The sequence below is a fragment of the Pseudoalteromonas sp. APC 3893 genome, assembly GCF_030408095.1.
Classification (GTDB): Bacteria; Pseudomonadota; Gammaproteobacteria; order Enterobacterales; family Alteromonadaceae; genus Pseudoalteromonas.
In genome coordinates this window covers 89096-115598 of the sequence record NZ_JASDCD010000001.1, presented here as the reverse complement: position 1 = coordinate 115598, position 26503 = coordinate 89096, and the positions used below count along the sequence as shown (strand labels likewise).

The following is a 26503-nucleotide window of genomic DNA, read 5'->3' as shown; positions in this document are numbered from 1 at the left end:
ATGAAATTAAATGCATTACTAACCTTAAGCTCGGCGCTGCTCTGTGCATCTTACTCCGTGCAACTTTATGCAAGTGACACTTTTACAGCCGAAGACATTTTCCAGCTAGAGTATGTTAACAGCCCGCAAATAAGCCCTGACGGTAAGAAAATTATCTACCTAAGAAGTGGTTATGACATCATGCAAGATACTGCAAAACGCAGTATTTGGATGTACGATGTAAAGCTAAATCAACATTACCCATTGCTCGCTGATGAGCATAGTTACGGGCAACCTACATGGTCTCCTGACTCTAAAAAAATCGCATTTACTTCCAACAGGAGCGGGAGTAATCAACTGTACGTTTATTGGTTAGAACAAGACAAATTAGCATTATTAACGCAGCTGCCAAAATCAATACGCAGTTTAAGCTGGTCTAATAATGGCAATAACATCGCATTTACGATGAATGTACCTGCTGGTAAAACAGACTTTGTTAAGTCAGTTAAATTACCTAAAAAGCCTAAAGGGGCTATGTGGTCAAAACCCGTCAAGGTTTATGAAAAAGCCCGCTACCAAGCGGATGGTTCTGGCTATTTAGAACCAGCCTATCGTCATGTATTTGTGGTGCCAGCAAATGGTGGCACAGCAAGGCAATTAACAACGGGCAATTATCAGCATTATGGGCCACTTGCATGGTCTCCTAATGATAGCAAACTCGCTTTTTCATCCGATCAACATGTGGATTGGGAATATCGCACCACTGAATCAGATTTATATGAAGTTGATATTAATCAAGGTACTTATACCCAGTTAACTCAATTGCCTGGCCGAGAGTTTCGCCCTACGTATTCGGCTAATGGTAAAAAAATTGCGTTTCTTGCTCGTGATAACGCCCCTGTTCCCTACGTAAATTACCAACTCAATGTCATCACTAAAAGTAATAAAAAAATTGCCAATATAAGTAATGATTTTGACCGTTCCGTTGCTGATTATAAATGGTCAGGCAAAGGTGACTTTGTTATTCAATATGACGATTTTGGTAAGCGCAAGCTGGCAAAGTTATCATCCAAAGGTAAAGTAACCGATCTTGTGGATTCGCTATCGGGAACTTCTATCGGTCGCCCGTATATTAGTGGTAGCTTTAGCCTCGCAAAAAATGGCGCAGTTGCATATACCAAAGGCAGTAGTCAGCGTCCGGCTGATTTAGCGTACTTATATAAAGGAAAAAGCAAAACTTTAACCGCTTTAAATGAAGACTTACTCGGCCATAAGCAATTGGGTGAAGTTCATGAGTTAAATGTTAAGTCTTCATTTGATAACGAAAATATTCAAGGTTGGTATATTACCCCTCCTAATTTCGATAAAACCAAAAAGTACCCATTATTACTTGAAATCCACGGTGGCCCACACCTCGCTTACGGACCTAGTTTCACAGCTGAACTACAACGATACGCCAGTGAAGGTTATGTTGTGGTGTATGTAAATTACCGTGGTTCTACTAGTTATGGTAAAGATTTTGCTTTATTACTCGATGGAAAATATAGCTCAAAAGAAGACTTTGCCGATCATGATTCAGCGGTTGATGCCATGATAGCCAAAGGGTTTATTGATGAAGAAAACTTATTTATAGCAGGTGGCTCTGCAGGCGGTATCGCTGCTGCTTACGCAATTGGCTTAACCGATCGATTTAACGCCGCTGCAATCACCAAACCGGTCATTAATTGGCTGAGTAAAACGTTAACGGCTGACAGTTATATCGGCCAAATTCGCAATCAATTCCCTGGTATGCCTTGGGATCATGTTGATCATTATTGGCAACGTTCTCCTTTGTCATTAGTAGGAAACGTTACAACACCTGCTTTACTTATGACAGGAGAAGAAGACCGCCGAACGCCTATTTCAGAGTCTGAGCAATTCTATCAAGCTCTCAAGTTACAAAAAGTAGACACGGTTCTTATTCGTGTTCCTGGCTCACCCCATGGTATTGCAGGGCGCCCATCTCGTATGATCTCTAAAGTAGAGCACACGTTAGCTTGGTTTGAACGATATAAGAAATAAATCTGTTTATTAAAATATAAATACAAAAAATGCCGCTTAATTGCGGCATTTTTATATCTAAGCTTTGTTGGAATTACTCCAAAGCTTTAAAGCTATTTAAACTAACCTTGAAAGCTATTTAAACCAACCTTGAAAGCGCTCCATCAACATATAGTTTACAGGCACCAGTAACAAAGTTATGAAAGTCGCAAAGATAATACCAAAGCCAAGGCTAACTGCCATCGGTATTAAAAACTGCGCTTGTGTGGCTTTTTCAAATAATAATGGCATTAGACCGATGAAGGTCGTTAAGCTCGTTAGCATTACAGGGCGAAAACGTGCCGCACCAGCGCGCTTTACAGCTTCGAGTAAGTCACCACCTTCACTGCGCTTTTTGTTTACATAATCAACCAATACCAATGAATCGTTCACGACCACACCAACAAGCGCTAACATGCCGAGTAGACTCATAATGGTTAAGTCCATGCCCATGATCCAATGCCCCATTACCGCACCTATCATACCGAATGGGATCACACTCATTACTATCAATGGCTGTAAGTAAGACTTAAACGGGATCGCGAGTAATGCGTAAATAATAAAGAATACAAACAACAAGCCCCACGCCAGTGAACCAAACGACTCTCGTTGCTCTTTCGCCTCACCTTCTAAGGTATAATTAACACCAGGGTACTGTTGCACAAGCTCGTCTAAGTAACCTTTAAGATCCGCTTGAAGAACCGTCATATTGGTGTTGTTCTTCTCAACATCAGCGGTAACATTTAAAGTACGGTAGCGATCGATACGGCGAATACTCGATGGGCTCTCACCTGTTTTGAGCGTAGCAACATGTGATAATGGCACTGTGCCACCACCTGGTAAATCAATAAGTATATCAGTTAAATCTGCTACTGAACGACGCTCTTCAAGTGGTAGCCTTACCATTACACGTACATCATCACGACCACGTTGAATACGTTGCGCTTGAGAACCAAAGAACGAATTGCGGATTTGCTGTAATACATCAGTACGGTTTAAACCCAGCGCTAAACCTTGATCGGTCAGTTCAACTTGCAGCTCTTCTTTACCGTCTGACAAACTATCTGCAATTTCAAATACCGTTGGGTAGGTTGCTAAACGCTCTTTAATTTTTTCAGCGACGGTTTCTAATGTCTCAATTGTGCTACCAGAGAGCTGAACATCAATTGGATTTGAACTACGGCCAATCTCAGCTCTAAAAGTAATTGTTTCTGCCCCTGGGATCACACCAATCAAGTCCCGCCATTCGCTCGATAACTGCTGCGAGCCAATATTAGATTCGCGCTCTTCTGCTGGCGTAATTTCAAAACGTACAGAGCCAGTATTTGATGTGCCTCCTCGACCACCGGTACTTGCCAAAATATTCAAGATAACACTTTCGCCATCTTCATCACGGTACTTATCTTGTAACTCTTTGGCTTTGTCTGCCATAAGCACAATATATTTATTAGTCACATCAAAAGGTGTACCCGCTGGGAAAGTAACGTTGGCACGTACAGTCTCACTCGGGATGCGCGGGAAGAAAACAAACTTAGTCCATCCGCTCGATATCAGTGTTAAAATCACTAAAAATATACCAATAAATGCGCTTACTGTAGCTAACTTATTTTTTAGTGCTAAATTAAGTACTGGTTGATAATACTTCATAATCGCCGTTTCAAAGCCATCGGCAAAACGCTGCTGTAAACGCTCTAGCTTTGAAGGCTCTGATTTTTGGTTACGCAGTTTGATGTATTTTAAATGCGCTGGTAAAACGAACTTAGATTCAATTAATGAGAATAGTAATACCGGGATAACCACTACGGGAATTTGCGCAAACAAAGCACCACGTCCGCCTTCGATAAATGCCAGCGGTAGAAATGCAGCGACGGTTGTTAACACACCAAAAGTTACCGGTGTCGCTACTTCTTGCGTACCTCGAATAGCAGCTTGCTCACCAGACTCTGCGGTTTTTAAATGAGTATAAACATTTTCGCCGGTGACAATCGCATCATCAACAACAATACCCAGCACTAAGATAAACCCGAATAAGCTCATTATATTTAGCGTAACACCAAACAAAGGCATCGCTAAAAATGCGCCCATGAACGATACCGGAATACCAACAAACACCCATATTGCTATGGCTGGGCGTAAAAATAACGTCAGTAACGCCAGCACTAAAATACCACCTTGAATCGCATTGGTTGTTAAAGTGGCAATACGCCCTTTTACAACTTGCGAATCATCATCCCAGTAACTGAGCTGAAAACCTTGCGGTAGGCTTGTTTGTTGTTCATTAATATAGTCCTTTACTGCATCAGCCACATCAATCGCACTTTGCGGCCCAATACGATAAACGTCGATAAATGCAGCTTGCTTACCATTAAAGCGGGTGCGCACTGGGGTTTCTTCAAAATCATCAGTAATACTAGCAATGTCGCCTAAGCGAATAATAGTGCCGTCAGATTGCTGTTTAACTACGATTTGAGCAAACTCATCTTTGCGATAGGCTTGGCCTTTTGAGCGAATAAGTACTTCACCACCTTCAGTTTTTAAGTTACCCGCAGAGACATCGGTACTTGAGCGAGAAATAGCAGATGATATTTGCGCAAGGCTTAAATCATATTGGCGTAGTACATCTTGGCTTACCTCAACTGCGATTTCGTAATCACGAACACCGCTTAACTCAACTTGCGTTATTAATGGAATACGCAGTAAGTCATCACGTACTTTTTCAGCATATTCGAGGGTTTCTTTTTCACCATATTCACTCGAAACTGTTACCGCTATAACTTCACGTATACGCTGAGCAAGTGCTACTACTGGCTTTTCTGCGTCTACAGGAAAGGTATTTATAGCATCAACTCGGCTTTTTATATCAGCCAATAAGTCACGAGCATCATAACCAGTTTCGATTTCAATATTGACCGATGATGACCCCTCAGAAGAGCTACTTGAAATTTGCTCAATTCCTTCCAAGTCTTGCACTGCTTCTTCAATACGAATAGTGACACCCTTTTCAACATCTTCCGGGGTTGAACCACGTAGAGTGACTTTGACGCTGATACGATCCGTTTCAAACGAAGGGAAAACCTCTAAAGGGATTTGGGTCGATAAACTAAATAGCCCCGACAATACAATACTAATAAGTAATAAATTGGCGGCTACATGGTTTTTAGTAAACCAAGCGATCATTGCCCAGCTCCTTGGTCGCGAGCTTGGCGACGCTGTTTCATTAGCTCTTGAACTGAGATACCTTGCTCTTTAGCCATTGCTTCTAACTTTTCTTTACTTGGTCGTTCACCTCTAGCTTGCTTTTGACCACGGGTACTTTGATAAGCTTGTTCACCCATAATATTTACTTGTGTACCTGAGCTGACTTGACCAAGCGGAGTTATAACTAAGTTGTCACCCGCACTAACACCTAAAGCAATAATTGCATCATTCGCATTTTGCCATCTCAAACTAATGTCTTTGCGTTTTAAAATACCCTGCTCTTCAATATAAACATAACTGCCTTGGTAAATAGCACTATTAGGAATAACAATAGCATCTTGAACCTCAACACCTTTTACTTGTGCAGTTACATATTGACCTATTTTGATTGGGTATTGATTATTTGCAGTTGCTTTATATGGGTCGTGAATTTGCCCAACCACATAAAGCTGCTGAGCAGATGAATCTATAGCACCTTCAGTACGAACTATTTGGCCTTGCCATTGCTGTGAGCCAACCAGATCAGAACGAAAAACAACAGGTGATCCTTGCTCATTACTCACACCATCACGAAACTGCTCAGGTAATTTGATAAAAGGTAAATCTTTGTTTTTAATTGGCAAACGGATTTCTACACTATCAATAGCATAAATAGAAGCAAGCTCAGTGTTATTACTTACCACTTGGCCTAAATCAACAGTGCGGCTTAAAACTCTACCTGCATAAGGTGCACTGATTTTAGTGCGTTCTAAATCAAGCTCAGCTTTTTCTAGTTGTGCTTGTGCTGATAACACCTCAGCTTGCGCTGCAGCTAATTGTGGTTTACGCAGTACTAATGAACTGGCTTGTTCACCATTGCCTAAGCGTTGCCAATCTGTTTGCGCTTGATTACCACGCGCTTCTTCTTCTAATAAAGCTTGTTGTGCACTTAATAAATTAGCTTGGGCAGATTTAACTTCTGCACGATGATCTCTATCATCTAATTCAAGCAGCACATCGCCTTTTTCAAAAAAGCCACCTTCACGAAATTGCTCGCTAATTTTAATAATTTGCCCCGAGGCTTGTGACACCAACATGCTTTGCGTTCGCGGTTTTACCGTGCCAAAACTATTGATCATAATTTGATAAGGTTGCGCTTGTAGATGAGAAACAGCAACAGTCACATTTGCTTTTGGCGCTGAGCCAAATCGTCGAGTTTCTGGTGGGTTGTCCTTGATAATCACAATAAGTGTCGCGGTCGCTGCGATAATAATAGTTGGGATTAAAAATTTACGAAGTTTACTGTTCATAATTATTGCTCTTCTGGCTCTTGGTTAGGCTCGGAAAAATCGCCACCAAGGGCAATATGTAACTTTATTCTATTTAATATTAATTGGTTTTTGATATTGATCACTGAGTTTTGAGCAGTGAAGGAGCGATCTTGTGCATCAAGTACAGTGGTATAGTCGACTAACCCACTTTGATATTGCTCAAATGATAGCTGTTCGGCAGAAATCGCGTTGGTTTGTGCTTCGAGTGTTTTCGTATATCGCTGCTGTAATGACTGCTCTTGCGTAATCGCATTTTCAACATCGTTAAACGCATCATATAAAGACTCAAGATACACTTGCTCTTGACGTTTCACCGTTAATCTAGCTTGCTCTTCATTCGCAGCTAAGCGTCCACCATCAAAAATAGGCATCGCAATGCTACCAACCAGTGACCACGCTAAACTTGAAGGCGAAAATAAATCACTAACCCTATCAGTACTATCACCAATTGACGCTGACAAATTTAAGCTAGGAAAACGCTGTTTGTGAGCATATGCTAAACCAGTATCAGTGCTTAATAATTGATACCAACTAGCCATTAAACTTGGTTTACGAGTAATAAGCTCTGACGGTAAACCTTTCGGAATTGGTTGGTCAAGTAAAGGTAAATCGGCATCTACAGTTAAAGCACCTTTAGGGTATTCACCGGTTAAACGTTCAAGAGTGCGAATTGCTTCAGTTAATGTTGCTTGTTGTTCGGCAATATTTGAGCGCTCAGTATTTAATTCATTGCGGGTTAAATATACGTCTAATGCTTCATTTAAGCCTTGGCGGTAACCTGACTCAATAATCGAGAGGTTCTGTAGAGCAATTTTTTCTCTTTGTTTATAAAGATCGAGCAATTGCTGCGCAGTAATCACATTAAACCAGCCACTAACTACATCCGCAACAAGCTGTTGGCGTGACTGCTCATAGCTGGCCTTTTGTGCTAAATACTCCAAATTTGCTTGGCGTTCAGCCGCCGATAACTTACCCCACAAATCCACTTCATAACTTAGTGAAATATTAGCCGAGCTTGCATTGTTATAACTAACAGGACGATTATCTTTACTACGATTTGTACTTGCTGATAAATCTAGGCTTGGCCAAAGCGCTGCCCCCGTTGCGAGTAACTGCTGTTGTTTTATTGCGACATCATAGCCCTGCTGTAAAATTGCTTGATTATGCGCAAGCGCCTGCTCTACTAATGCAAATACTTGTGGATTGTCTAATTGTTGTAACCAATCATTAGCAACTGCATCAACTATGTTTTCGTTAGAATTTTGCTGCCAATTAGTTGGCAGCGTTTCGAGCTGCTGCACACGCTCTTGTTGAGTAGGTTGTGTTGTACATGCTCCGATAAACAACACAGATAATGCAACAATACTCGGCTTTAATTGCCAGTTCATGTTTAACCCTGAATACATCGATTACTAAGTGTAATTCAAGCATTCAATTCCTATTTGCTCAACTGACTTTACATAACATTACAAATTCTTAGCATACAGTACGTTAAAGTGCAGGATTAATAAGATGAAAGGTTAAAAGTGAAAGGTGCTAGGTGCTAGGTGCTAGGTGCTAGGTGCTAGAATTAAAAATCACTGCCAAGTAGAAGGCAAACTTTATTATCTAAATAACAAATTATTTCAAAAACAAAAAAGCCCTGCGAGTGCAGGGCTTTATTATAAATGGTGCCTCGACGCGGAATCGAACCACGGACACGAGGATTTTCAATCCTCTGCTCTACCGACTGAGCTATCGAGGCACATCAACTGTGCTGATTTACTGCTAAATTAACAATAAATCTAAATAAATGGTGCCGACTCACCGAGTCGAACGGATAACCTGAATAAGTTACTGATTACAAGTCAGTTGTTCTTTTCAAATTATCTAAAATAAATGGTGCCGACTAACCGAGTCGAACGGTTGACCTACTGATTACAAGTCAGTTGCTCTACCAGCTGAGCTAAGTCGGCACACTAAACTGTGTGCTAGGCACGTATCAATTTTAAAGATTGATTAACTTTAATAAATGGTGCCTCGACGCGGAATCGAACCACGGACACGAGGATTTTCAATCCTCTGCTCTACCGACTGAGCTATCGAGGCACTAAATAGTGCTTGTTAACAGTAGCAACTATTAACTAAATAAATGGTGCCGACTAACCGGAGTCGAACGGATAACCTGAATGAATTACTGATTACAAGTCAGTTGCTCTGTTCAAGTTATCTAAAATAAATGGTGCCGACTAACCGAGTCGAACGGTTGACCTACTGATTACAAGTCAGTTGCTCTACCAGCTGAGCTAAGTCGGCACACTAAACTGTGTGCTATGGCACATATCAATTTTAAAGATTGATTAACTTAAATTTTTTTATTAAAAAAGCCTCGCTATTGCGAAGCCTTTTCAAATAAATGGTGCCTCGACGCGGAATCGAACCACGGACACGAGGATTTTCAATCCTCTGCTCTACCGACTGAGCTATCGAGGCACTTAATAGTGCTAATTAAATGTTTAAAACATTTAACCTAAATAAATGGTGCCGACTAATCGAGTCGAACGGATAACTTAAATGAATTACTGATTACAAGTCAGTTGCTCTGTTCAAATTATCTAAAATAAATGGTGCCGACTAACCGAGTCGAACGGTTGACCTACTGATTACAAGTCAGTTGCTCTACCAGCTGAGCTAAGTCGGCACACTAAATCATGTGCTTTGGCACGCGTAACAACATTTAAGTATATTTAAACATTATTACAATAATAATGGTGCCTCGACGCGGAATCGAACCACGGACACGAGGATTTTCAATCCTCTGCTCTACCGACTGAGCTATCGAGGCAAATTCAATTTACCTATAAATCATATAGGATTTTCAGTACATTTCCTACCACTCTACTGACTAAGCTACCAAGGAAACTTCAGCTCTAATTAAAAATCATATAGGATTTTTAATACTCTTCCCTAGATGCTCTGCTGACTTAGCTATCTGGGCGTGCGGCGTATTAAACTGGTTTTGCCCCTGCAAGTCAACTTTTTTTTTATCCCGCCCCACTGTTTGCACAGTTTTACAGCAATGTGGGTAATAAACATATTAAACGCTGCTTTTTGCATCAAATATATGTGATTAAGATTAAGTCCTTATAATTGCTAATAGGTAATTAAATCCCTTTATTATCTAAAACAGTAAATATTGCAATATTATGTACATAACGTAGTGAATTATTTCAGTAAATGTTAGGATTGATTGCAAGTAAATAAGCTGCTGATTGGTTTGTAGCTACTACATTAAAATTGGAAAATAAATGCACAGTAAATTTTCTTCGCCGGTTAAGGGCTTGTTACCACTTATTATATTTACAAATATTGTGGCAATAACATTAGCTTTAGCTGCCTACTACTTCTACCCGAAAAAACAAATTAATAACTTTCAAGTCAAGAGCACTACTGACTTAAGCGAGCTAGCTGATAATTTAGACAAGCAGTTAGTCATCGCTCTAAGTAAACCTGGGCAGAACAAAGCAGAGCAACTATTAGTTTTAAGCTCAAAGCTAAATAACCGATTTGAATATTACTTATATAGGTATACATCATTAAGTGCACCCCAACTCATTTATTCAAGTCATAAGCCTGCTATCAAACCTTTAAAGCTGGACACATTTATTCAAAATAAAGCAATTATCCATAAGCAATTAGTTTTGAATGACCAACCTATTGGAGAATTAATAATTAAAGATAGAAATAGCTCAGCTTCAGCTATAGCAGATTCAATGCTACTTACTTACGTATTTTCAGGGTTAACATTTTTTAGCTTGTTTTTATTTGCCTTCTATATTAATGCTTTTCTAAACAAACGAATAAAAAGAAGTAGCGACTATCTCGCTTCAGAAATCGATACAATTTGTCAATCATCTAACTATGAATCACAAGTAAAAGAGCAGTTAGATTTAGGAATGAAAGCAGTTGCAATAAATATAAATAAACTCCTCAAGCAAGTACAAAACGCGATTGTTAGTAATCAAGCAACACAATCCAAATTGCAAAGCCTGCAAAATGGCTTAGAGATAGAAGTTCAAAAACGAACTATGCAACTTGAGAAAGCAACATTGAGAGCTGAACAAGCAAGTGATTCTAAAACTACTTTTTTAGCAACAATGAGTCATGAGATACGCACGCCAATGAATGGTGTAATTGGCACAATAGATCTATTAAGGCAAACAGAGCTTGATGGTGCTCAGCATAGACTAAGCACCATTATTCGTGAATCTGCTTTTTCATTATTAGGTATTTTAGATGACATATTAGATTTTTCTAAAATTGAAGCTGGTAGGCTCAATATAGATCCAACTCCATTTTCAGTTTCTGACACTATTGAAGAAGTAGCCAGAGTTTTATCATCGGTTGCCAAAAAACGTCAGCTCGATTTAGAACTAGCAATTGCCCCAGATATTCCAACAAACTTAATTGGCGATACCATGAGAGTGCGCCAAGTACTGTACAACTTATGTAGTAATGCTATTAAATTCACTAGCACCGATGAAAACCGTCGTGGCCATGTTCGTATAGCCGTTGAAGTAGCTCAAAACACGACAGATCATTTCACTCTACGTTTTATCGTCAGTGATAATGGAAAAGGTATGAGCCAAGCACAATTACGTGAGATTTTTAACCCATTTATTCAAGCTGAAAATTCTATCACTCGAGAATATGGTGGCACGGGGCTTGGCCTTTCAATTTGTAAAAGTTTAACCGAGCTCATGCTTGGTACTATTAATGTTACAAGCGATTTAGGCATTGGCAGTGAATTTGTTGTTGAATTACCTTTTAGCACCGAAGGAACAATTAAGTACGCACATAAAAATACATTAAAAGATCAACTTGTAGTTTTAATAAGCGAAAATAGTACGAGAAAGCAAACGTTATCACGTTACCTATCGTTTGTGGGAGCTAAAACACTTCAAGCGGGTACTCTTGATGAGATAGAGCAGCACCAAGAGAGTTTTGGTATTGTCTGGGTTCTTGATGGTGTTGATTCGATAGAAAAAACTAATTCATTACTACGTCGCCTAATATACACTCTAGAAGATCATAACCAACAGGTTGTTGTACTAAGTAAGCTAGATGAAGCAGCAATTAACCATAAAAATATTTTTTATCTTAATGCTACACCATTGTGCAAATCTAACTTTATGATGTCATTACTTGTAGCTGCTGGACTTCATAAACCTAAACAAGTGAAACCCGTTAAAACTCTAAATAACTACCTAAACGTAGAACAGGCTAGAGAGGAAAATAGACTCATTTTACTTGTTGAAGATAACCTCTTAAACCAACAAGTACTAACCGATCAATTGCATTTGCTAGGCTTTGGTGTTGAAGTCGCTGAAAACGGTGAACAAGGCTTGCAAAAATGGCGAAAAGAACGCTACTCACTCATTCTTACTGATTTACATATGCCTAAAATGTCAGGCTACGATATGGTCGAAACAATCAGAGAAGAAGCTTCATTACTTGATGATATTAATGCACAGCCATATATAATAGCGATCACAGCGAATGCCCTTAAAGGCGAAAAAGAACGCTGTTTAAATGCAGGTATTAATGATTTTATTACTAAGCCTGTGGAATTAAATACTTTAGAAGCTATTTTAGAGAAGTGGGCTCAAAAAAGTCAGCAAGGTACTGTGTCTGTGAGCGAGCTCGGCGAAAGGCCTGCAGCCCCAGTTAATTTAGAAATGCTAGCTAAATACGTAAACAACGATGAAGCTAAACAAATCCGCTTTTTTAAAATGTACTTAGAACAAAGTAATAACTTAACTAAAGAAATAAACAGTGCTGTTATGGTTACAGACTATCAAGGTATTGCACAAGCCTGCCACCAGTTAAAATCAATTTCTAAAACGATTGGAGCTGAACAGATTAGTAAATTAGCTGCGGATTTTGAAGAGCACTGTAATTTAGAAGGATTATCGAGTGATGAGCTAATAGAGCAAAGAGATATTTTAGAAATCGAATATTCAAGAGTAGCGCAATTTCTCAAAGAGCAAATAGAAAAAGCAGATGAACAAGAGGAAAGTAGCTTTTAGTTTTTTTACTCCTGCTAATACACATAAAAGGGCGGCATCGCCCTTTTATTTATTCTGAACTTATTTTTCCGGCGGACGGTAGCCTTCGATTTCAACCTCTTTATCTTCAAACAAAAAGCCAACCATCTGCTCTTCCAAAAATGTGCGATGCTCTGGGTCCATCATGTTTAGATGTTTTTCATTAATTAGCATAGTCTGCTTATGCTGCCACTGACCCCATGCTTCTTTTGAAATATTATTGAAAATCTTTTCACCAAGCTCACCTGGGTATAATTGAAAGCCAAGGCCTTCGGCTTCTTTTTGTAACTTTTGACAAAATACTGTACGTGCCATAATTGATCTCTTCTTAATATGCGTTTAAGACTTATCTCTAGTGTAAACCATTGTGCTAATTTGTTTAACCAGCTTTTTAGTTGGTGCTGCTAAACCGACCTCAATGGACTGATCTAACGGATACCAAACAAGCTGACGCTCATTAACTACATCAGGCATTTTACTAACCTTAAGCACATGAGGATTAATAGTTAATTCAAAATGCGAAAACACATGAGTAAACGGTTCCACTTGTGTGGTAGTCAGCTCAAGCCCCTGCTGTGCAATAAAAACATCAAGTTGTTCCTTTTGTTCAAATTCAAAAAAGCTAAACAAACCACCCCAAATACCAGAGTTAGGCCTTTTTTCCATTAATACTTGGTCATCACATTGAATGATCAACTGATGACAGCTTTTTTTAGGAACGGCTTTTTTAGGTTTTGAATGAGGGAACTGCTTAACGACTGAATTATTAAATGCCTTACAACGACTGTTCAGGGGGCAAGGTTCACATTCAAACTTGCTACGGGAGCATAAGCTTGCACCTAAATCCATCATTGCCTGATTAAACTCAGTGACATTATCTACAGGAGTCAACTGTTCTGTTAATTGCCATAGTTGATTCTCTACTTTTTTAACTCCGTACCAACCTTCAACCATAAAATAGCGAGCCAAGACACGCTTTACATTGCCATCTAAAATTGGGTGATGCTGGCCAAGGGATAAAGACAAAACGGCGCCAGCTGTAGAGCGCCCTATTCCTGGTAATGCGATTACTTGTTCAATATTTGTTGGAAACTCACCATCGTATTGGTCGCGCACTATTTTGGCTGTTTTATGTAAATTACGCGCTCTTGCGTAATAACCCAGCCCAGTCCAATGATGCAGTACAATATCTTCATCTGCATTCGCTAAAGCGATAATATCAGGGAAACTTGCCATAAATTTTTCAAAATAAGGAATAACGGTCACAACTTGAGTTTGTTGTAGCATTACCTCAGACACCCAGACTTTATAAGGTGTTTTATTCAATTGCCATGGTAAGGTTTTACGCCCATGTAATTGATACCAATCAACTACCTGCCCTGAAAACCAACTTGCATCAGTGTTGTTTAACTTCAAAATAACTACTTTATAACTCGACCCTTGATAGCGAGCAGTCTATTGCAGTGAGTTAAAATATCAAGTTCTAAACATACACAAAGGATAAAGCCTTGTGATCAAGCCCACGGTCAGGGATAATACGCCACCATTTTAAACATGTTGTTTTCATCAGGCCAAAATATATGAGTGATTCAAGTAACGATAACCTTGAGCAAGCAAAGCAAGAAGGTAAATATATTCGTACAATTCGTAGCTTTGTTAAACGTGAAGGTCGTTTAACCAAAGGACAAGCAGCAGCAATTGAAAAGTGCTGGTCAACAATGGGCCTTGAGCACCAAAACGGCATGCTTGATTTAGCTCAAGTATTTGGTAATGACAATGATGTTGTTTTAGAAATCGGCTTTGGTATGGGTAAGTCATTAGTTGAAATGGCTAAAAACGCACCGCACTTAAACTTTATTGGTATCGAGGTACATCGCCCAGGTGTTGGTGCATGTTTGATGGACGCAGATGAAGCTGGTGTAACCAACTTACGTGTTTTTGAACATGATGCGGTTGAGGTACTCAAAGACTGTATAGCTGATGGCAGCCTTAGTAAGTTGCAGTTGTTTTTCCCTGATCCATGGCATAAAAAGCGTCACCATAAGCGTCGTATTGTGCAACCTGCATTTGTTGAAAGCTTACGCAGTAAATTAAAAATTGGTGGTGTTTTTCACATGGCAACAGATTGGGAAAACTACGCTGAGCACATGCTTGAAGTAATGCAAGCTGCTGAGCACTATAAAAACCAATCGCAAAGCAATGATTATGTGCCTCGTCCTGATTTACGTCCGCTGACTAAATTTGAGCAACGCGGCCATCGTTTAGGCCATGGTGTTTGGGACTTAATGTTTGAACGCATTAGCTAAACCAGTAACTTATTAAACAACACTTAAGGTAAAGCCATTTATGAGCGCATTAACTAACCCAAGTTCATTACTACTGAGAAATAGTGAATCACTCAATGCTGAATCTATTTTGGTGGTCAATTTTGTGCAAGATGGCTTTTTATCTCAACTTAAAAGTTTAAACCCAAACAGTAAAATAACCGCTTTTAGTTACAACCATGCCAATGGTCAATTTGCTAAAAACATCAACGGCATTGATGTTTGTATAAGCCATGAAATAGCAAAGCAACAATTTGATTTAGTAATTTACTATTATCCAAAATCAAAGCCTGAAGCATTAATGACGTTGGATAATATTCGTGCAGTTCTCAACCCTGATGCTGATTTACTGGTTGTTGGCGAGAATAAAAGTGGCGTAAAGTCGATAGAAAAACAATTTACTAATCATTGCGAATTTGGCCGTAAAATTGATAGTGCTCGCCACTGCGCACTCTATTTATTCTCTGGTATTGCACAACTAGCAGAGTTCAGTATTAGCCGGTATCACAAGCAATTCACTGTTGAAGTAGCAGGAACGCAGTTTAACGCAATTAGTATCCCCGGAGTATTTAATCACGGTGAACTTGATGCCGGAACTAAAATGCTACTAGAAAACGCACCAAATGTTAAAAGTGGCCAAGTGCTCGATTTTGGTTGCGGCGCAGGTTTAATAGCTACATTTCTAGGCCTTAAAAATATAGCCCTATCCTTTGTTTGCTCAGATGTAAGTGCGCTTGCAGCTTATGCCACAACACAAACTCTAGCGCTTAATAATATAAATGGTAAAGCTGTGCTTAGTGACGGCCTTACTAGTATTAATGGCAAATTTGATTTAATTATTTCTAACCCACCATTTCATACGGGTATTGCAACTGATTATACGATTGCAGAGCAGTTTTTAAGTAATGCAAAACAACACTTAACTAAATCGGGCAAACTGACAATTGTTGCGAATTGCTTTTTAAAATACCCACCTATTTTAGAGTCTCAATTTGGTGAGTATCAAACAGTTCATAAAAACAATAAATTTGCAGTTTATAGTAGCTAAATAAAGTCCTACTTAAACATATAGACCCCGTTTTTAAAGTAAATACACAAAAAGTGACAATTATTTGATATTTCTTCGTCACTTTTCGTTGCGTTTGCTAGACTTAGAAAACGAAGTCACTATGATGAATATCAGGCTATAATAAAAAATGCCTAAATCTCTACCACAAACAAGTATTCGAAAAGCGTTGATCAGTGCAGTGATGTTTGTTACGGCTCTTTGTTTGTCATTGTCTATTTCGATTTCAACTTATCTTGATGTTAAAGAGCAAAAACAATTAATCATAAATAAACTTACTATCCTTGCTGAAATTGTTGCATTTAACGCCCAAATTACCGTTTTATTTGATGATATAGAAACGGAAGAGCAACGACTTAAGTCCTTTGAAACCATTCCACTAGTTAAGAATATACATATCTACTCAATTGATGAAATATCGAATAAAGCTGTGTTCTTTACCAGTTTTAACGCAAAAAAAACGCCACCTGTACCACTTCGTGTAGATAGTATCGAGCAGTTAAAAGAAGCTAAAATTACAGGCGATCAAGTCGAACTGATAAAGCCTATACTCTATGAAGGTGAAATTAAAGGTTATGTTTATATTCGTGGCGGGCTAGAGCGTCTTAACGACTATATAAATAAAAAAATACTGATAGATATATTACTAACTCTATTTGTTTTAGTCCTAGTGTATTTTGTAGCTAAGCGTATCCAAAAACGTATTGCAAACCCAATCGATGAATTAAGCATGTTACTGCAAGATGTTTCTAAAAATCACAATTACAATGCCCGCGCACCAAAAACGAACATTACTGAAATAAACACTCTTGCTAGTAGCTTAAATATTATGCTCACGCGAACGCAAAACCAAATTGAGCGGCATAAGAATGATAAACTCGAAATTAAACAGCTAAACCAAAGTCTAGAAGAAAAAGTAAATCAGCGGACAATTGCACTTAGAGAAGCGAATCAAGAGCTATTAAATACACTTGAGCGCATGCATCAATATCAAAATCAAATCGTTGAAAGTGAAAAAATGGCTTCACTTGGTCAAATGGTTGCAGGTGTCGCCCATGAAGTTAATACTCCCATCGGTCTGGGCATCACAGGTTCCACTCTATTACGAGATAAACTTGCTGAAATTAATTCAGGGTTTGAAAACAAAACACTCACCTCAAGCCAGTTAAAACGCTTTATAGATGATGGTATAGAAAACCTTGATTTAATTTACCGCAACTTAAACAGAGCTGCAGAGCTTGTCTCTAGCTTTAAAAAAGTAGCGGTAAACCAAGATGGTGAACTGAATTCGTTAATAAACGTAAAAAATCTGATCTCAGATGTACTGTTATCCATGCGTACTGAAATGCAAGAAAAGGCCCCAGAGGTTATTATTCATTGTCCATCTGAACTCATTTTTGAAACTAAAGTAGGCCCACTTCAACAAGTGTTACAGCAGCTTATCAGCAACTCTGTCATCCACGGTTTTAAAGATGATATCGGCAATAAAATTGAATTCACAATAGAACGTAATGAAAGCAGTTTAATTATTAATTATCTTGATAATGGTATTGGCGTTGATAAAACAATTAAAAAGCGAATTTTTGACCCATTTGTAACAACTAAACGCGGCGAGGGAGGCAGCGGCCTGGGTATGCATTTAGTGTATAACTTAGTTACACAAGCATTAGGCGGCAATGTACACTACGATGAACAAGAAACTACAGGGGCTCGATTTATAATCACCCTGCCGAATGAGCAGGCCAACATAAAATGAAATTAAAGCTGATGTTACTTAGCATAATAATTTTTGCTCCATTTAGCATTTTAGCAAAGTCTCCTGAGCAGGTTAAATCTGCATTTTTATATCAAATTAGTAAGTTTGTTGAGTTTGCAAAAGCTGACAAAAACCACGCTATGACCTTTTGTTTTTATGACTTAAAGCTAGGGGTGGGAGCGATTTTAAACAGCACTCCATCATTAAGTGTTAACGATAAAGCCATCAAAATAATTTTAATAGATAAAAAACAGCAAATTTCTGAACTTTCTCGCTTTTGTGATATCACATACATTGATGAAACAGAAGAAGATGATATAATTCCACTTTGGATCGATACCATTTCGTCAGACACCTTAACAGTTGGTGAGAGTATCAGTTTTTTAGAAAAAGGCGGGATTGCCGCTTTGATCCAAGAAGGGAATAAAATCCGACTGTATATCAATAAACAGCAGTTATTGCGTAGTAGTTTTAAAATGCAATCTCGGTTATTAGCTGTTTCAAAGTTTTATCCAAATTGATTTTACTTGTTAACAAATGGATATACTCCTATAATCTCTGTATTCGGTTTTATAATACAATACCGAATTAATTGTAAATAAAATATTCCGAAAAAGGTTAATTAATAATGCAAACGCCAGTCATTCTGATTGTAGAGGATGAAGACGTAACTCGACTAAACCTCGTTAGTTTATTTGAAGCTGAAGGTTATAAAGTTATTGAAGCCATAGATGGCGATGACATGCATGACAAGCTTACAAATAATGATGATGTGAATCTTGTAGTTATGGATATCAACCTACCAGGCAAAAACGGGCTAATTTTAGCACGTGAGTTGCGTCAAAAGCGTAACGTTGGGCTTATTTTCCTAACTGGTCGTGATAATGATGTAGACCGTATTTTAGGCCTAGAAATTGGTGCGGACGACTATATCACTAAGCCCTTTAATCCACGTGAACTAACCATTCGTGCTCGTAACTTAATTTCTCGTACTGCTCTTGGCGGTGAGGAAGCTAATATCGAAACAAATGGTGTTATTACGTTTAATGGCTGGGAGCTTGACGAAAATAGCCGTTGTTTAACATCCCCAAACGGCGATGCTAAACGTCTTCCTAAAGGTGAATACAGAGCACTACGTTTAATGCTTGATTCTCCAGGTCGCATTTTTAGTCGTGAACAGTTAATTAAACATATGACGGGTCGTGAGCTACGTGCTAATGACCGTACTGTGGATGTGACTATTCGCCGTATTCGTAAACATTTTGAAAGCGACAACAGCACCTCTGAATTGATCAGCACCATTCACGGTGAAGGTTATAGATTCATCGGTAAAATCGACAGCTAATAATATTGTTGGTTAACCTACAGCAGTTACTTCTCTAACTGCTGTAAGAATAAATGAAGGGCTTGTTGTCCTTCATTTATTTTATCTGTAAGTTCTATCAACCATTGTTGTAACTCCCCATCATTTTGCTCAAGTGCCCCATGCTCCATCATTTTAGCATGCAGCTGCACGTCATTAAGACCAACCGAACCTGCAGCTCCTTTAAGCTTATGTGCGACCGATTTATATTCTTCTCTATCACCTTGCGCTAATGAGCTCACTAATTCTTGCTGATACTGTGGATTTAGTTTGGCAAACAAATTACTGCTACGCTTGAATACATCTATTCCCATTGAATTGACAAAGTCTTCAATAGTTTCAACATCGAGTAGTTCTACATTTATATTTAAACAATCCTGCGCAGATACCGCTAAGCGCGTTTCATCACATTGCCGAGCTTGTTTAATATCAAATAACTCTGCGAGTATTTTATCAAGTTTAGTGGTATTGATTGGTTTGGCGAGTGCTCCTTGGATGGAGATTCCTTCTAGCTCTTCCTCGGCACTACGTACATTTGCCGTTAACGCTACTATAGGTAATTTATCAAAATAGCTATCGGCGCGAATTTGTCTTGCAACTTCATCACCATTAATATCTGGCAATTGCATATCTAATAAAACTAAATCAAGGTCATCCTCAGTTTCAACAAATGATAAAGCATCTTCACCTGTTTCAGCCCAAATAACCTCATGACCACGCTGCTCAAGTAAATTAGTGGCAATTTCAGCGTTTAACGGCACATCTTCAACTAACAGAATATTTAAACTACGCCCAGCATAACTTTGTTCTGTTGGCGCAACACATAAAGCCAATGGTATCTCAACGACAAAACTACTACCCTCACCTTCAGTACTACTTACTCGAATTTTCCCACTCATTGCCGTTACGAGTGCTTTGGTTACTGCCAGGCCAATTCCTGAACCAATAGCATTTGTGCCATTTAAGTCAGGCGCTTTATAGTACATATCAAAGATACGCTGTAATTGCTCTTGCGGTATTCCTTGGCCAGTATCGGTAACCTTCATCACTAACCACGTACCGTCAGCGCGATTCTCTCTAATACAAGATAATTCTACTCTCCCTTGCTGAGTAAACTTAACGGCATTATTAATTAAATTCCAAACAACTTGGCGTAAACGAGTAGGATCTAGCGAAGCATAAATATCTAAGATGCCTTTACGCTCAATTTCAAATTCAAGTCCTTTCTCTTCTGCGATCAAGCCCGCAAAATTTACCACATCATTTATAAAGTCAGAGACATTTATTGGTGTAGTGACAATATCCAGCTGCTCACGGTCAATTTTATCTAAATCAATAATATCGTTGAAAATATTACCCAAGGTTTCGGCGCTTGAAAAAACCGTACTACACCAGCTACGTTGCTGTTTATCAAGTTCAGTGTCGAGTAACATGCGTGTTAAACCAACAATACCGTTAAGTGGCGTTCTTAGCTCATGGCTTAAAGTGGCAATAAATTTCCCCTTGTCTTTATAAGCGGTTTCAAGGGCTTGAGCTGCTTCTTTTCGGCTCGTTATATCACGGCCAAAAGCAAGCAAGCCGATGTATTCCCCTTCATCGTTAATAAAAGGTAATTTACGCATTTCAAACCAGCGATTTTCACTATCAACCGGGTACTCTACATCAAGGGTGAGCGCTTGGTGAGTTTCTTCCACTTTATTGTCTGTTCTAAGAACCTCAGGTAAATAAGGTTGCGGGTATATTTGCTCAGCGGTTTTGCCAATTAATTCAGTTGCCGGCTTGCCAATAACTTTTTCAAACATTTTATTACATCCGGCGAAAACCCCATTGTTGTCACGGTAATAAAATAAATCAGGAGATGAATCGACAATAGAACGTAATAACATTCCCTGTTGGGCAAGCTCTTGCTGGGTTTTCTTACGCTCTGCTATTTCGCGTCTAAGCTCTTCAATTGCGCGGTGCTTAGCATGAAAAGCCATTTTACGTTCGTCTATCTCAACGTTTAGCCGAGTGATATTATCTTTTAACGTTTGGTTTAATAGCTTCTCTTGTTTAGTTGCACTATCAAGGTATGCGTATGAGGCATCAAGTTGACGAATCGAGTTTATAATGACACTAATCATTATAGGCGAGACAACAGCAGTGAAAAACAACATTGCAAGTACATCTACAATCACTACATGGCCAACTGCAACATAATAAAACATGCATGCTAATATCAATGACACAACTAACAGCAACACATAGCAAATCGCTGCCGTTTTGAACTCACCAAACCGAGTGATTAAACTTGAAAGCATTCGAGCCCAAGGGCTCAAAGAAGAATCGATCATATATAAATCTGTCTCATGACTATGGGTTTTAACATCAATAGACTAAGCAATGCTTTAATCTAGTAATATAAGTATATAAAAAAGAAGCTGACACCACAGCTACAAATGAAAATGCCTAAACCAAACATTTATATAAATTAACTAAATAACACCATTTTTATCGGTGCTAAAAATGTCAAACCCATGGCTATTTTAATAGTTAAGGTTTTCAGCACGTTAAAAAGGCGGTTAGGGTCATTTTCTGGATAACCTATTTTAGCATTTTTACATTAGCAATTTTCATCTTCCGCGACGAAAACATAAAATTTTCATCTACTACGTTTTTTTCAATTAATTCGTGTAAAATACCGCGCTTTACAATTGCCAATAACGAGATTTTTCATGCAAAGCAATATGCCCGATATAGCAGATACGGCTCCCGCCTTACAAACTGGTAAATTAGACTGGATTGGTATGGCCGATATTGAGCTGCCATTTATTTTTGAATCTCGTGGCCTTGCACCTGTAAATGTAAATGCCAAAGCGCGCGCTTTTGTTAATCTACATAAAGAAGATGCAAAAGGCATTCATATGTCGCGCTTGTTTTTGGCACTCGATACACTTTCTACTGAGCAGCAAGTTAACCCGCAAACAATTGCTCAAGCCCTAGATACATTTATATCTAGTCACGAAGGTTTAAGCGATCAAGCTAAAATAGAATTCAAATTTGAACTACCACTACGCAGAAAGTCATTGCTTAGTGGTAAAGTTGGCTGGAAAAACTACCCTATTCTACTAGAGGCAAAAATTGACCGCGGGCAACTTAGTTTTGAGCTTAGTTTAGATGTAACCTACTCTTCAACTTGCCCTTGCTCTGCCGCTTTAGCACGTCAACTAATACAAAACGCGTTTGTAGAGAAGTTTGACCAACAAACATTAAACCAAGAAGAAGTAGTCGCTTGGTTAGGCAGTACTGACGGTATTGTTGCAACTCCGCACTCACAGCGTTCAATCGCAAACGTGAAAATCAAACTTGATAATACGATTACTGAGTTTGATATTTTAAGTTTGATTGATACTCTTGAAGCTGAGCTAAAAACCCCAGTACAAGCGGCCGTTAAGCGTGAAGATGAACAAGAGTTTGCTCGTTTAAATGGCCAAAATTTAATGTTTTGCGAAGATGCTGCGCGTAAAATAAAAGCAGTACTAGAGCATGCCCAGTACGCCGATTACTGGCTACAGATAAACCATTATGAATCTTTGCACGCACACGATGCGCTCGCAATCGCGGTTAAAGGTATTGAAGGCGGTTACCAACCTTAAATTAATATACAACTCCACATCAACTAGGCACATAAATTGCTTATTACTAGCAAAGTGTCAATTTGTTGTTGTGGAGTTACCGTATGGAATTCGCTTTATTATCAATTTTAGTGCTAGTTGTAGGGGCCTCTGTTGTTGCATCGAAATTCACCGATGATGGCGGCAATCCTTATCCCTTCACCCGTAAGCAGAGTGTATTTACTCAAGTAGAAAGTGCTTTTTTAAATTTGCTCGAGCGCGCTGTAGGCGATCAATATAAAATCGTTAGTCGTGTGAAACTAATCGACATTATTGATTGTAAGAAAGGCCTATCGGTTAAAGCTAAACGTGCTGCTATAGCAAAGGCAAAAAATAAGCAACTTGATTTTGTACTGATTGATAAAGAGAAGCTGACGATTGTGGCCGCTGTAGATTTAGTCAACAACGCAAATAAAGATGGCCACAAAGCACAACGTGACTGGTTCGTAAACGGTGCATTAGAAGCCGCAGGTATTCCTCATATTCGAATGAAAGTAAAATCAGGCTACCGCCCTAGTGAAGTCCGTGATGCAATTATGTTTAAACTTGGTAAACCCGCAGCTCAAGCTCCTCGACCTACCCGCAGTAGAGCAACCAAACCTGCTGTACTATCACCTTCACAAGCAAAAGCACATTCAACAGCTTTAGCAGAAATATAACAGCAGTAATAAATTATATTTAAAAATGCGAGTTTAGGCTCGCATTTTTGTTTTTTAGTACTAACTTCACGTATAATCTAGTCATCTAATTCGAGGAATCAAAAATTATGAATGTTGGTATTATTGGCGCAATGGAGCCAGAAGTTAAAATTTTGCGTGAAGCAATGCAAAATCCACAAATTTTAACAAAAGCAGGTTTTACTTTTTATACGGGTGAATTAGCTGGCAACACTGTTACTTTGGTTCAATCAGGTATTGGTAAAGTAGCATCAGCCATAGCAACAACATTATTGATTGATAACTTTAACCCCGATTGCGTGATCAATACAGGCTCTGCCGGTGGTTTTGATCCTTCATTAAGTGTGGGCGATGTAGTTATTTCATCACAAGTACGCCACCATGATGTTGATGTGACTGCATTTGGCTATGAAATTGGTCAAGTTCCACAAATGCCTGCTGGTTTTTCAGCACATCCTAAACTGGTTGAAGCGGCTGAGCAAAGTATTGCTCAAATCAGTGACGTTAAGACCTTAGTTGGTTTAATTTGTACTGGTGATTCATTTATGTGTGACCCTGTACGTATCGATAAAGCGCGTGCTGATTTCCCAACTATGCTTGCAGTAGAAATGGAAGGTGCTGCGATTGCTCAAGTATGTCATAGCTTAGAAACCCCTTTTGTGGTTATTCGTTCTATGTCTGACATAGCCGGTAAAGAATCGCCGCAATCGTTTGAAGAATACTTAGAAACGGCATCAGTCAACTCTTCTAAAATGGTTGTGGCTTTGCTTGAAAAACTAACAGCGGTTAGTTTATAAGGTGTTACTCAATCTAGTTCAACAACATTTGGACTTTATTGTGTTTTTGTTAGCGCTCCTGGTTGAGCGCTTTTTACCTTTAAGCAGCTGGTATCATCCAAATACATTTTTCACGGCGGTATTTCGTCCGTTAGGTAAACGGATATACCGTGAAAAAGAACCTAAAAGCTATCACTACTTATCATCAACATTATGTTTCAGCTTAGTGATTCTTGTAATCATGACTATTATGGTATTGCTGCTAGAATTTGCTTATTATCCTGAGCTACTCGCCGGTTTAATTTTATACATATGCTTGCAATGGCAAAATATACAAAAAAAAGCGTTACGTATTGCTCGTTTAGTTAAACAAAATCAAAAAGCCACCGCGCGCGATTTACTTAGCCCACTAGTAGCACGCGATGTGAGTAAGCTTTCAAGTGCAGGAATATGTAAAGCTGCGATGGAAACATTTGCATTAAGAGTTGCTCGCCATTATTTCACAGTCATTTTTATATATTTAGTATTTGGTGCTATGGTGACCTTAAGTTATCATTTATTAAGCCTAATGCATCAAGCTTGGCGCAGCGACCTTCCCCCCAACAATACTTTTTTAAAACCTATTGCAGGACTTTTATTTATTATCGAGTGGCTGCCAATACGCATGCTTACGCTTACAATTGCTATGAGTAAAGCTACAAAGCAAAGTATTCGTTATATAAAGCATTATGGCCGACACTTTTATCAAAGCAATTCAGGTTGGTTACTCAGTGCCTGCTCAGCCTCAGTTGGCGTGCAACTTGGCGGACCTGCAATGTATCAAACTCTACGCTTTAACAAAATGCGTATAGGTACTGACAGACTACCAAAAGCTGAAGATATAGCAGTGCTTGTAAACCGATTAAATCAAGCTCGCGGATTTTGGTTATTAGTGATCCTTGGTATTGAGATTATAAAAACGATATAAAAAAACCAGCCGAAGCTGGTTTTGTACTATTACTGAATTTTCATTCTTAGCTAATTAAGCAACGGTAATGTTCGCAAATTTACGTTTACCTACTTGGTAAATAGCCGTACTGCCTTTTGCTATTTCCAGCTTAGAATCGGTTACTTTCTCTTCACCGTTAATTTTTACTGCACCTTGTTTGATCATACGCATAGCTTCTGACGTGCTGGCAACGAGTCCTGCTTCTTTAAGCATATTCGTTACAAATACAGTATCTTCATCAATGGTCACTGTTACATCTGGGATATCATCAGGTAATGCATTCTTTTGAAAACGTTTGATGAAATCTTCATGTGCACCTTGTGCAGCATCGTCACTATGAAAACGAGCGATCAGCTCTTTTGCTAAATCAATTTTGATATCACGAGGGTTTGTGCCCTGCGCGACTTTTTCTTTTAGTGCAGCTATTTCTTCAATTGATAAGCTACTTAGCAAGTCATAATAGCGCCACATTAATTCATCACTAATTGACATCACTTTACCAAACATGTCATTTGGCGCATCTGTAATACCAATATAGTTGCCTAACGACTTAGACATTTTTTGTACGCCGTCAGTACCTTCTAGTAGAGGCATCATCAGTACTGTTTGCGGCTTTTGACCTTCATCTTTTTGCAGCTCTCGGCCCATAAGCAGATTAAAACGCTGATCAGTCCCACCTAATTCAACATCAGCTTCTAGCGCAACTGAATCCCAGCCTTGTACTAATGGGTATAAAAATTCGTGAATTGCAATCGATTGGCCACTTGCATAACGCTTTTTAAAGTCATCACGCTCAAGCATCCGTGCAACAGTCTGCCTTGCAGCTAATTTGATCATACCTGCAGCGCCTAGGTTTTCCATCCAAGATGAGTTAAACGCAACTGTGGTCTTTGCAGGGTCTAAAATTTTAAACACTTGTTCTTTATACGTTTCAGCATTTGCTAACACGTCATCACGAGTGAGTGGCTTACGCGTTACATTTTTGCCAGTTGGATCACCAATCATGCCGGTGAAATCACCAATTAAGAAAATCACTTCGTGACCTAAGTCTTGGAAGGTTTTCATTTTATTAATTAACACGGTGTGGCCTAAGTGTAAGTCCGGTGCAGTTGGATCAAAACCCGCCTTGATCTTAAGCTTTTTACCAGACTTTAGTTTCTCAACTAACTCGTCTTCAATTAATATTTCTTCTGCACCGCGTTTAATCTCTGCTAGAGCGGTTTGTAAATCCACTATGTATTACTCCAA

General features: G+C 38.9%; 18 protein-coding genes and 7 tRNA genes. 11 read left to right on the top strand and 14 right to left on the bottom strand.

Annotated features, from left to right (window positions below):
* Entirely contained in the window at positions 1–2040 is a 2040-nt protein-coding gene (locus QMA12_RS00545) for a S9 family peptidase (protein ID WP_290210085.1), read from the top strand.
* 114 nt (positions 2041–2154) lie between these two features.
* Here the strand turns inward: QMA12_RS00545 and QMA12_RS00540 are convergent, their stop codons facing one another.
* From QMA12_RS00540 to QMA12_RS00495, 10 genes are all read right to left on the bottom strand, one after another.
* Positions 2155–5235: an efflux RND transporter permease subunit gene (locus QMA12_RS00540; protein WP_087532016.1), complete on the bottom strand. Its 3081-nt coding sequence runs from the start codon at positions 5233–5235 to the stop codon at positions 2155–2157.
* On the bottom strand, positions 5232–6545 hold the full coding sequence (locus QMA12_RS00535) for an efflux RND transporter periplasmic adaptor subunit (protein WP_290210086.1): 1314 nt from the start codon (positions 6543–6545) through the stop codon (positions 5232–5234). The genes QMA12_RS00540 and QMA12_RS00535 overlap by 4 nt, the downstream gene beginning before the upstream one ends.
* A gap of 2 nt (positions 6546–6547) precedes the next feature.
* On the bottom strand, positions 6548–7954 hold the full coding sequence (locus tag QMA12_RS00530) for an efflux transporter outer membrane subunit (RefSeq protein ID WP_290210087.1): 1407 nt from the start codon (positions 7952–7954) through the stop codon (positions 6548–6550).
* 280 nt (positions 7955–8234) lie between these two features.
* Positions 8235–8310 (bottom strand) — tRNA-Phe (locus tag QMA12_RS00525).
* Between the two features lie 135 nt (positions 8311–8445).
* Positions 8446–8521 (bottom strand) — tRNA-Thr (locus QMA12_RS00520).
* A 57-nt stretch (positions 8522–8578) separates the two neighbouring features.
* Positions 8579–8654, bottom strand: a tRNA-Phe gene (locus tag QMA12_RS00515).
* Positions 8655–8785: 131 nt separating this feature from the next.
* Positions 8786–8861: transfer RNA gene (locus QMA12_RS00510), tRNA-Thr, on the bottom strand.
* A 101-nt stretch (positions 8862–8962) separates the two neighbouring features.
* Positions 8963–9038 (bottom strand) — tRNA-Phe (locus tag QMA12_RS00505).
* Between the two features lie 132 nt (positions 9039–9170).
* Positions 9171–9246 (bottom strand) — tRNA-Thr (locus tag QMA12_RS00500).
* A 68-nt stretch (positions 9247–9314) separates the two neighbouring features.
* Positions 9315–9390, bottom strand: a tRNA-Phe gene (locus QMA12_RS00495).
* A 463-nt stretch (positions 9391–9853) separates the two neighbouring features.
* Here QMA12_RS00495 and QMA12_RS00490 point away from each other — a divergent pair.
* Positions 9854–12634, top strand: coding sequence for a hybrid sensor histidine kinase/response regulator (locus QMA12_RS00490; protein WP_290210088.1), 2781 nt, complete (start codon positions 9854–9856; stop codon positions 12632–12634).
* Between the two features lie 60 nt (positions 12635–12694).
* On the opposite strand, the gene QMA12_RS00485 is transcribed toward QMA12_RS00490, so the two are convergent.
* Positions 12695–12967, bottom strand: coding sequence for an oxidative damage protection protein (locus QMA12_RS00485; RefSeq protein WP_256827120.1), 273 nt, complete (start codon positions 12965–12967; stop codon positions 12695–12697).
* A gap of 24 nt (positions 12968–12991) precedes the next feature.
* Positions 12992–14071 (bottom strand): A/G-specific adenine glycosylase, encoded by a 1080-nt coding sequence (gene mutY / locus QMA12_RS00480; RefSeq protein WP_290210141.1) that lies wholly within the window; start codon positions 14069–14071, stop codon positions 12992–12994.
* A gap of 161 nt (positions 14072–14232) precedes the next feature.
* Here mutY and trmB point away from each other — a divergent pair, with 161 nt between their 5' ends.
* The 5 genes from trmB (at position 14233) to arcA (ending at position 19143) form a co-directional block, all read left to right on the top strand.
* Positions 14233–14958: a tRNA (guanosine(46)-N7)-methyltransferase TrmB gene (gene trmB / locus QMA12_RS00475; RefSeq protein WP_087532010.1), complete on the top strand. Its 726-nt coding sequence runs from the start codon at positions 14233–14235 to the stop codon at positions 14956–14958.
* A 40-nt stretch (positions 14959–14998) separates the two neighbouring features.
* Complete coding sequence (gene rsmC, locus QMA12_RS00470; protein WP_290210089.1) at positions 14999–16024, top strand: 16S rRNA (guanine(1207)-N(2))-methyltransferase RsmC; 1026 nt, start codon at positions 14999–15001, stop codon at positions 16022–16024.
* A 148-nt stretch (positions 16025–16172) separates the two neighbouring features.
* Complete coding sequence (locus tag QMA12_RS00465; RefSeq protein WP_290210090.1) at positions 16173–17798, top strand: ATP-binding protein; 1626 nt, start codon at positions 16173–16175, stop codon at positions 17796–17798.
* Positions 17795–18319, top strand: a complete 525-nt coding sequence (locus QMA12_RS00460) for a YfiR family protein (RefSeq protein WP_087532007.1) — start codon at positions 17795–17797, stop codon at positions 18317–18319. Before QMA12_RS00465 ends, QMA12_RS00460 begins: the two co-directional genes overlap by 4 nt.
* 107 nt (positions 18320–18426) lie before the next feature.
* Complete coding sequence (gene arcA / locus QMA12_RS00455) at positions 18427–19143, top strand: two-component system response regulator ArcA (RefSeq protein ID WP_087532006.1); 717 nt, start codon at positions 18427–18429, stop codon at positions 19141–19143.
* A 26-nt stretch (positions 19144–19169) separates the two neighbouring features.
* Here the strand turns inward: arcA and arcB are convergent, their stop codons facing one another.
* Positions 19170–21494 carry an aerobic respiration two-component sensor histidine kinase ArcB gene (arcB, locus tag QMA12_RS00450; protein ID WP_290210091.1) on the bottom strand — a complete coding sequence of 775 codons (2325 nt, stop codon included), beginning with the start codon at positions 21492–21494 and terminating at the stop codon, positions 19170–19172.
* Between the two features lie 381 nt (positions 21495–21875).
* Between arcB and folE2 the strand changes: the two genes are divergently transcribed.
* From folE2 to QMA12_RS00430, 4 genes are all read left to right on the top strand, one after another.
* Positions 21876–22796, top strand: coding sequence for a GTP cyclohydrolase FolE2 (folE2, locus tag QMA12_RS00445; RefSeq protein WP_290210092.1), 921 nt, complete (start codon positions 21876–21878; stop codon positions 22794–22796).
* 83 nt (positions 22797–22879) lie between these two features.
* Entirely contained in the window at positions 22880–23473 is a 594-nt protein-coding gene (locus tag QMA12_RS00440) for a DUF2726 domain-containing protein (protein ID WP_290210093.1), read from the top strand.
* Between the two features lie 107 nt (positions 23474–23580).
* Complete coding sequence (mtnN, locus tag QMA12_RS00435; protein WP_290210094.1) at positions 23581–24288, top strand: 5'-methylthioadenosine/S-adenosylhomocysteine nucleosidase; 708 nt, start codon at positions 23581–23583, stop codon at positions 24286–24288.
* Position 24289: 1 nt separating this feature from the next.
* A complete protein-coding gene (locus QMA12_RS00430) occupies positions 24290–25234 on the top strand; it encodes a cobalamin biosynthesis protein (RefSeq protein ID WP_290210095.1) in 945 nt (314 codons plus the stop codon).
* A gap of 54 nt (positions 25235–25288) precedes the next feature.
* Here the strand turns inward: QMA12_RS00430 and tyrS are convergent, their stop codons facing one another.
* Positions 25289–26488 carry a tyrosine--tRNA ligase gene (gene tyrS, locus QMA12_RS00425; protein WP_256827132.1) on the bottom strand — a complete coding sequence of 400 codons (1200 nt, stop codon included), beginning with the start codon at positions 26486–26488 and terminating at the stop codon, positions 25289–25291.
* Positions 26489–26503 lie beyond the last annotated feature (15 nt).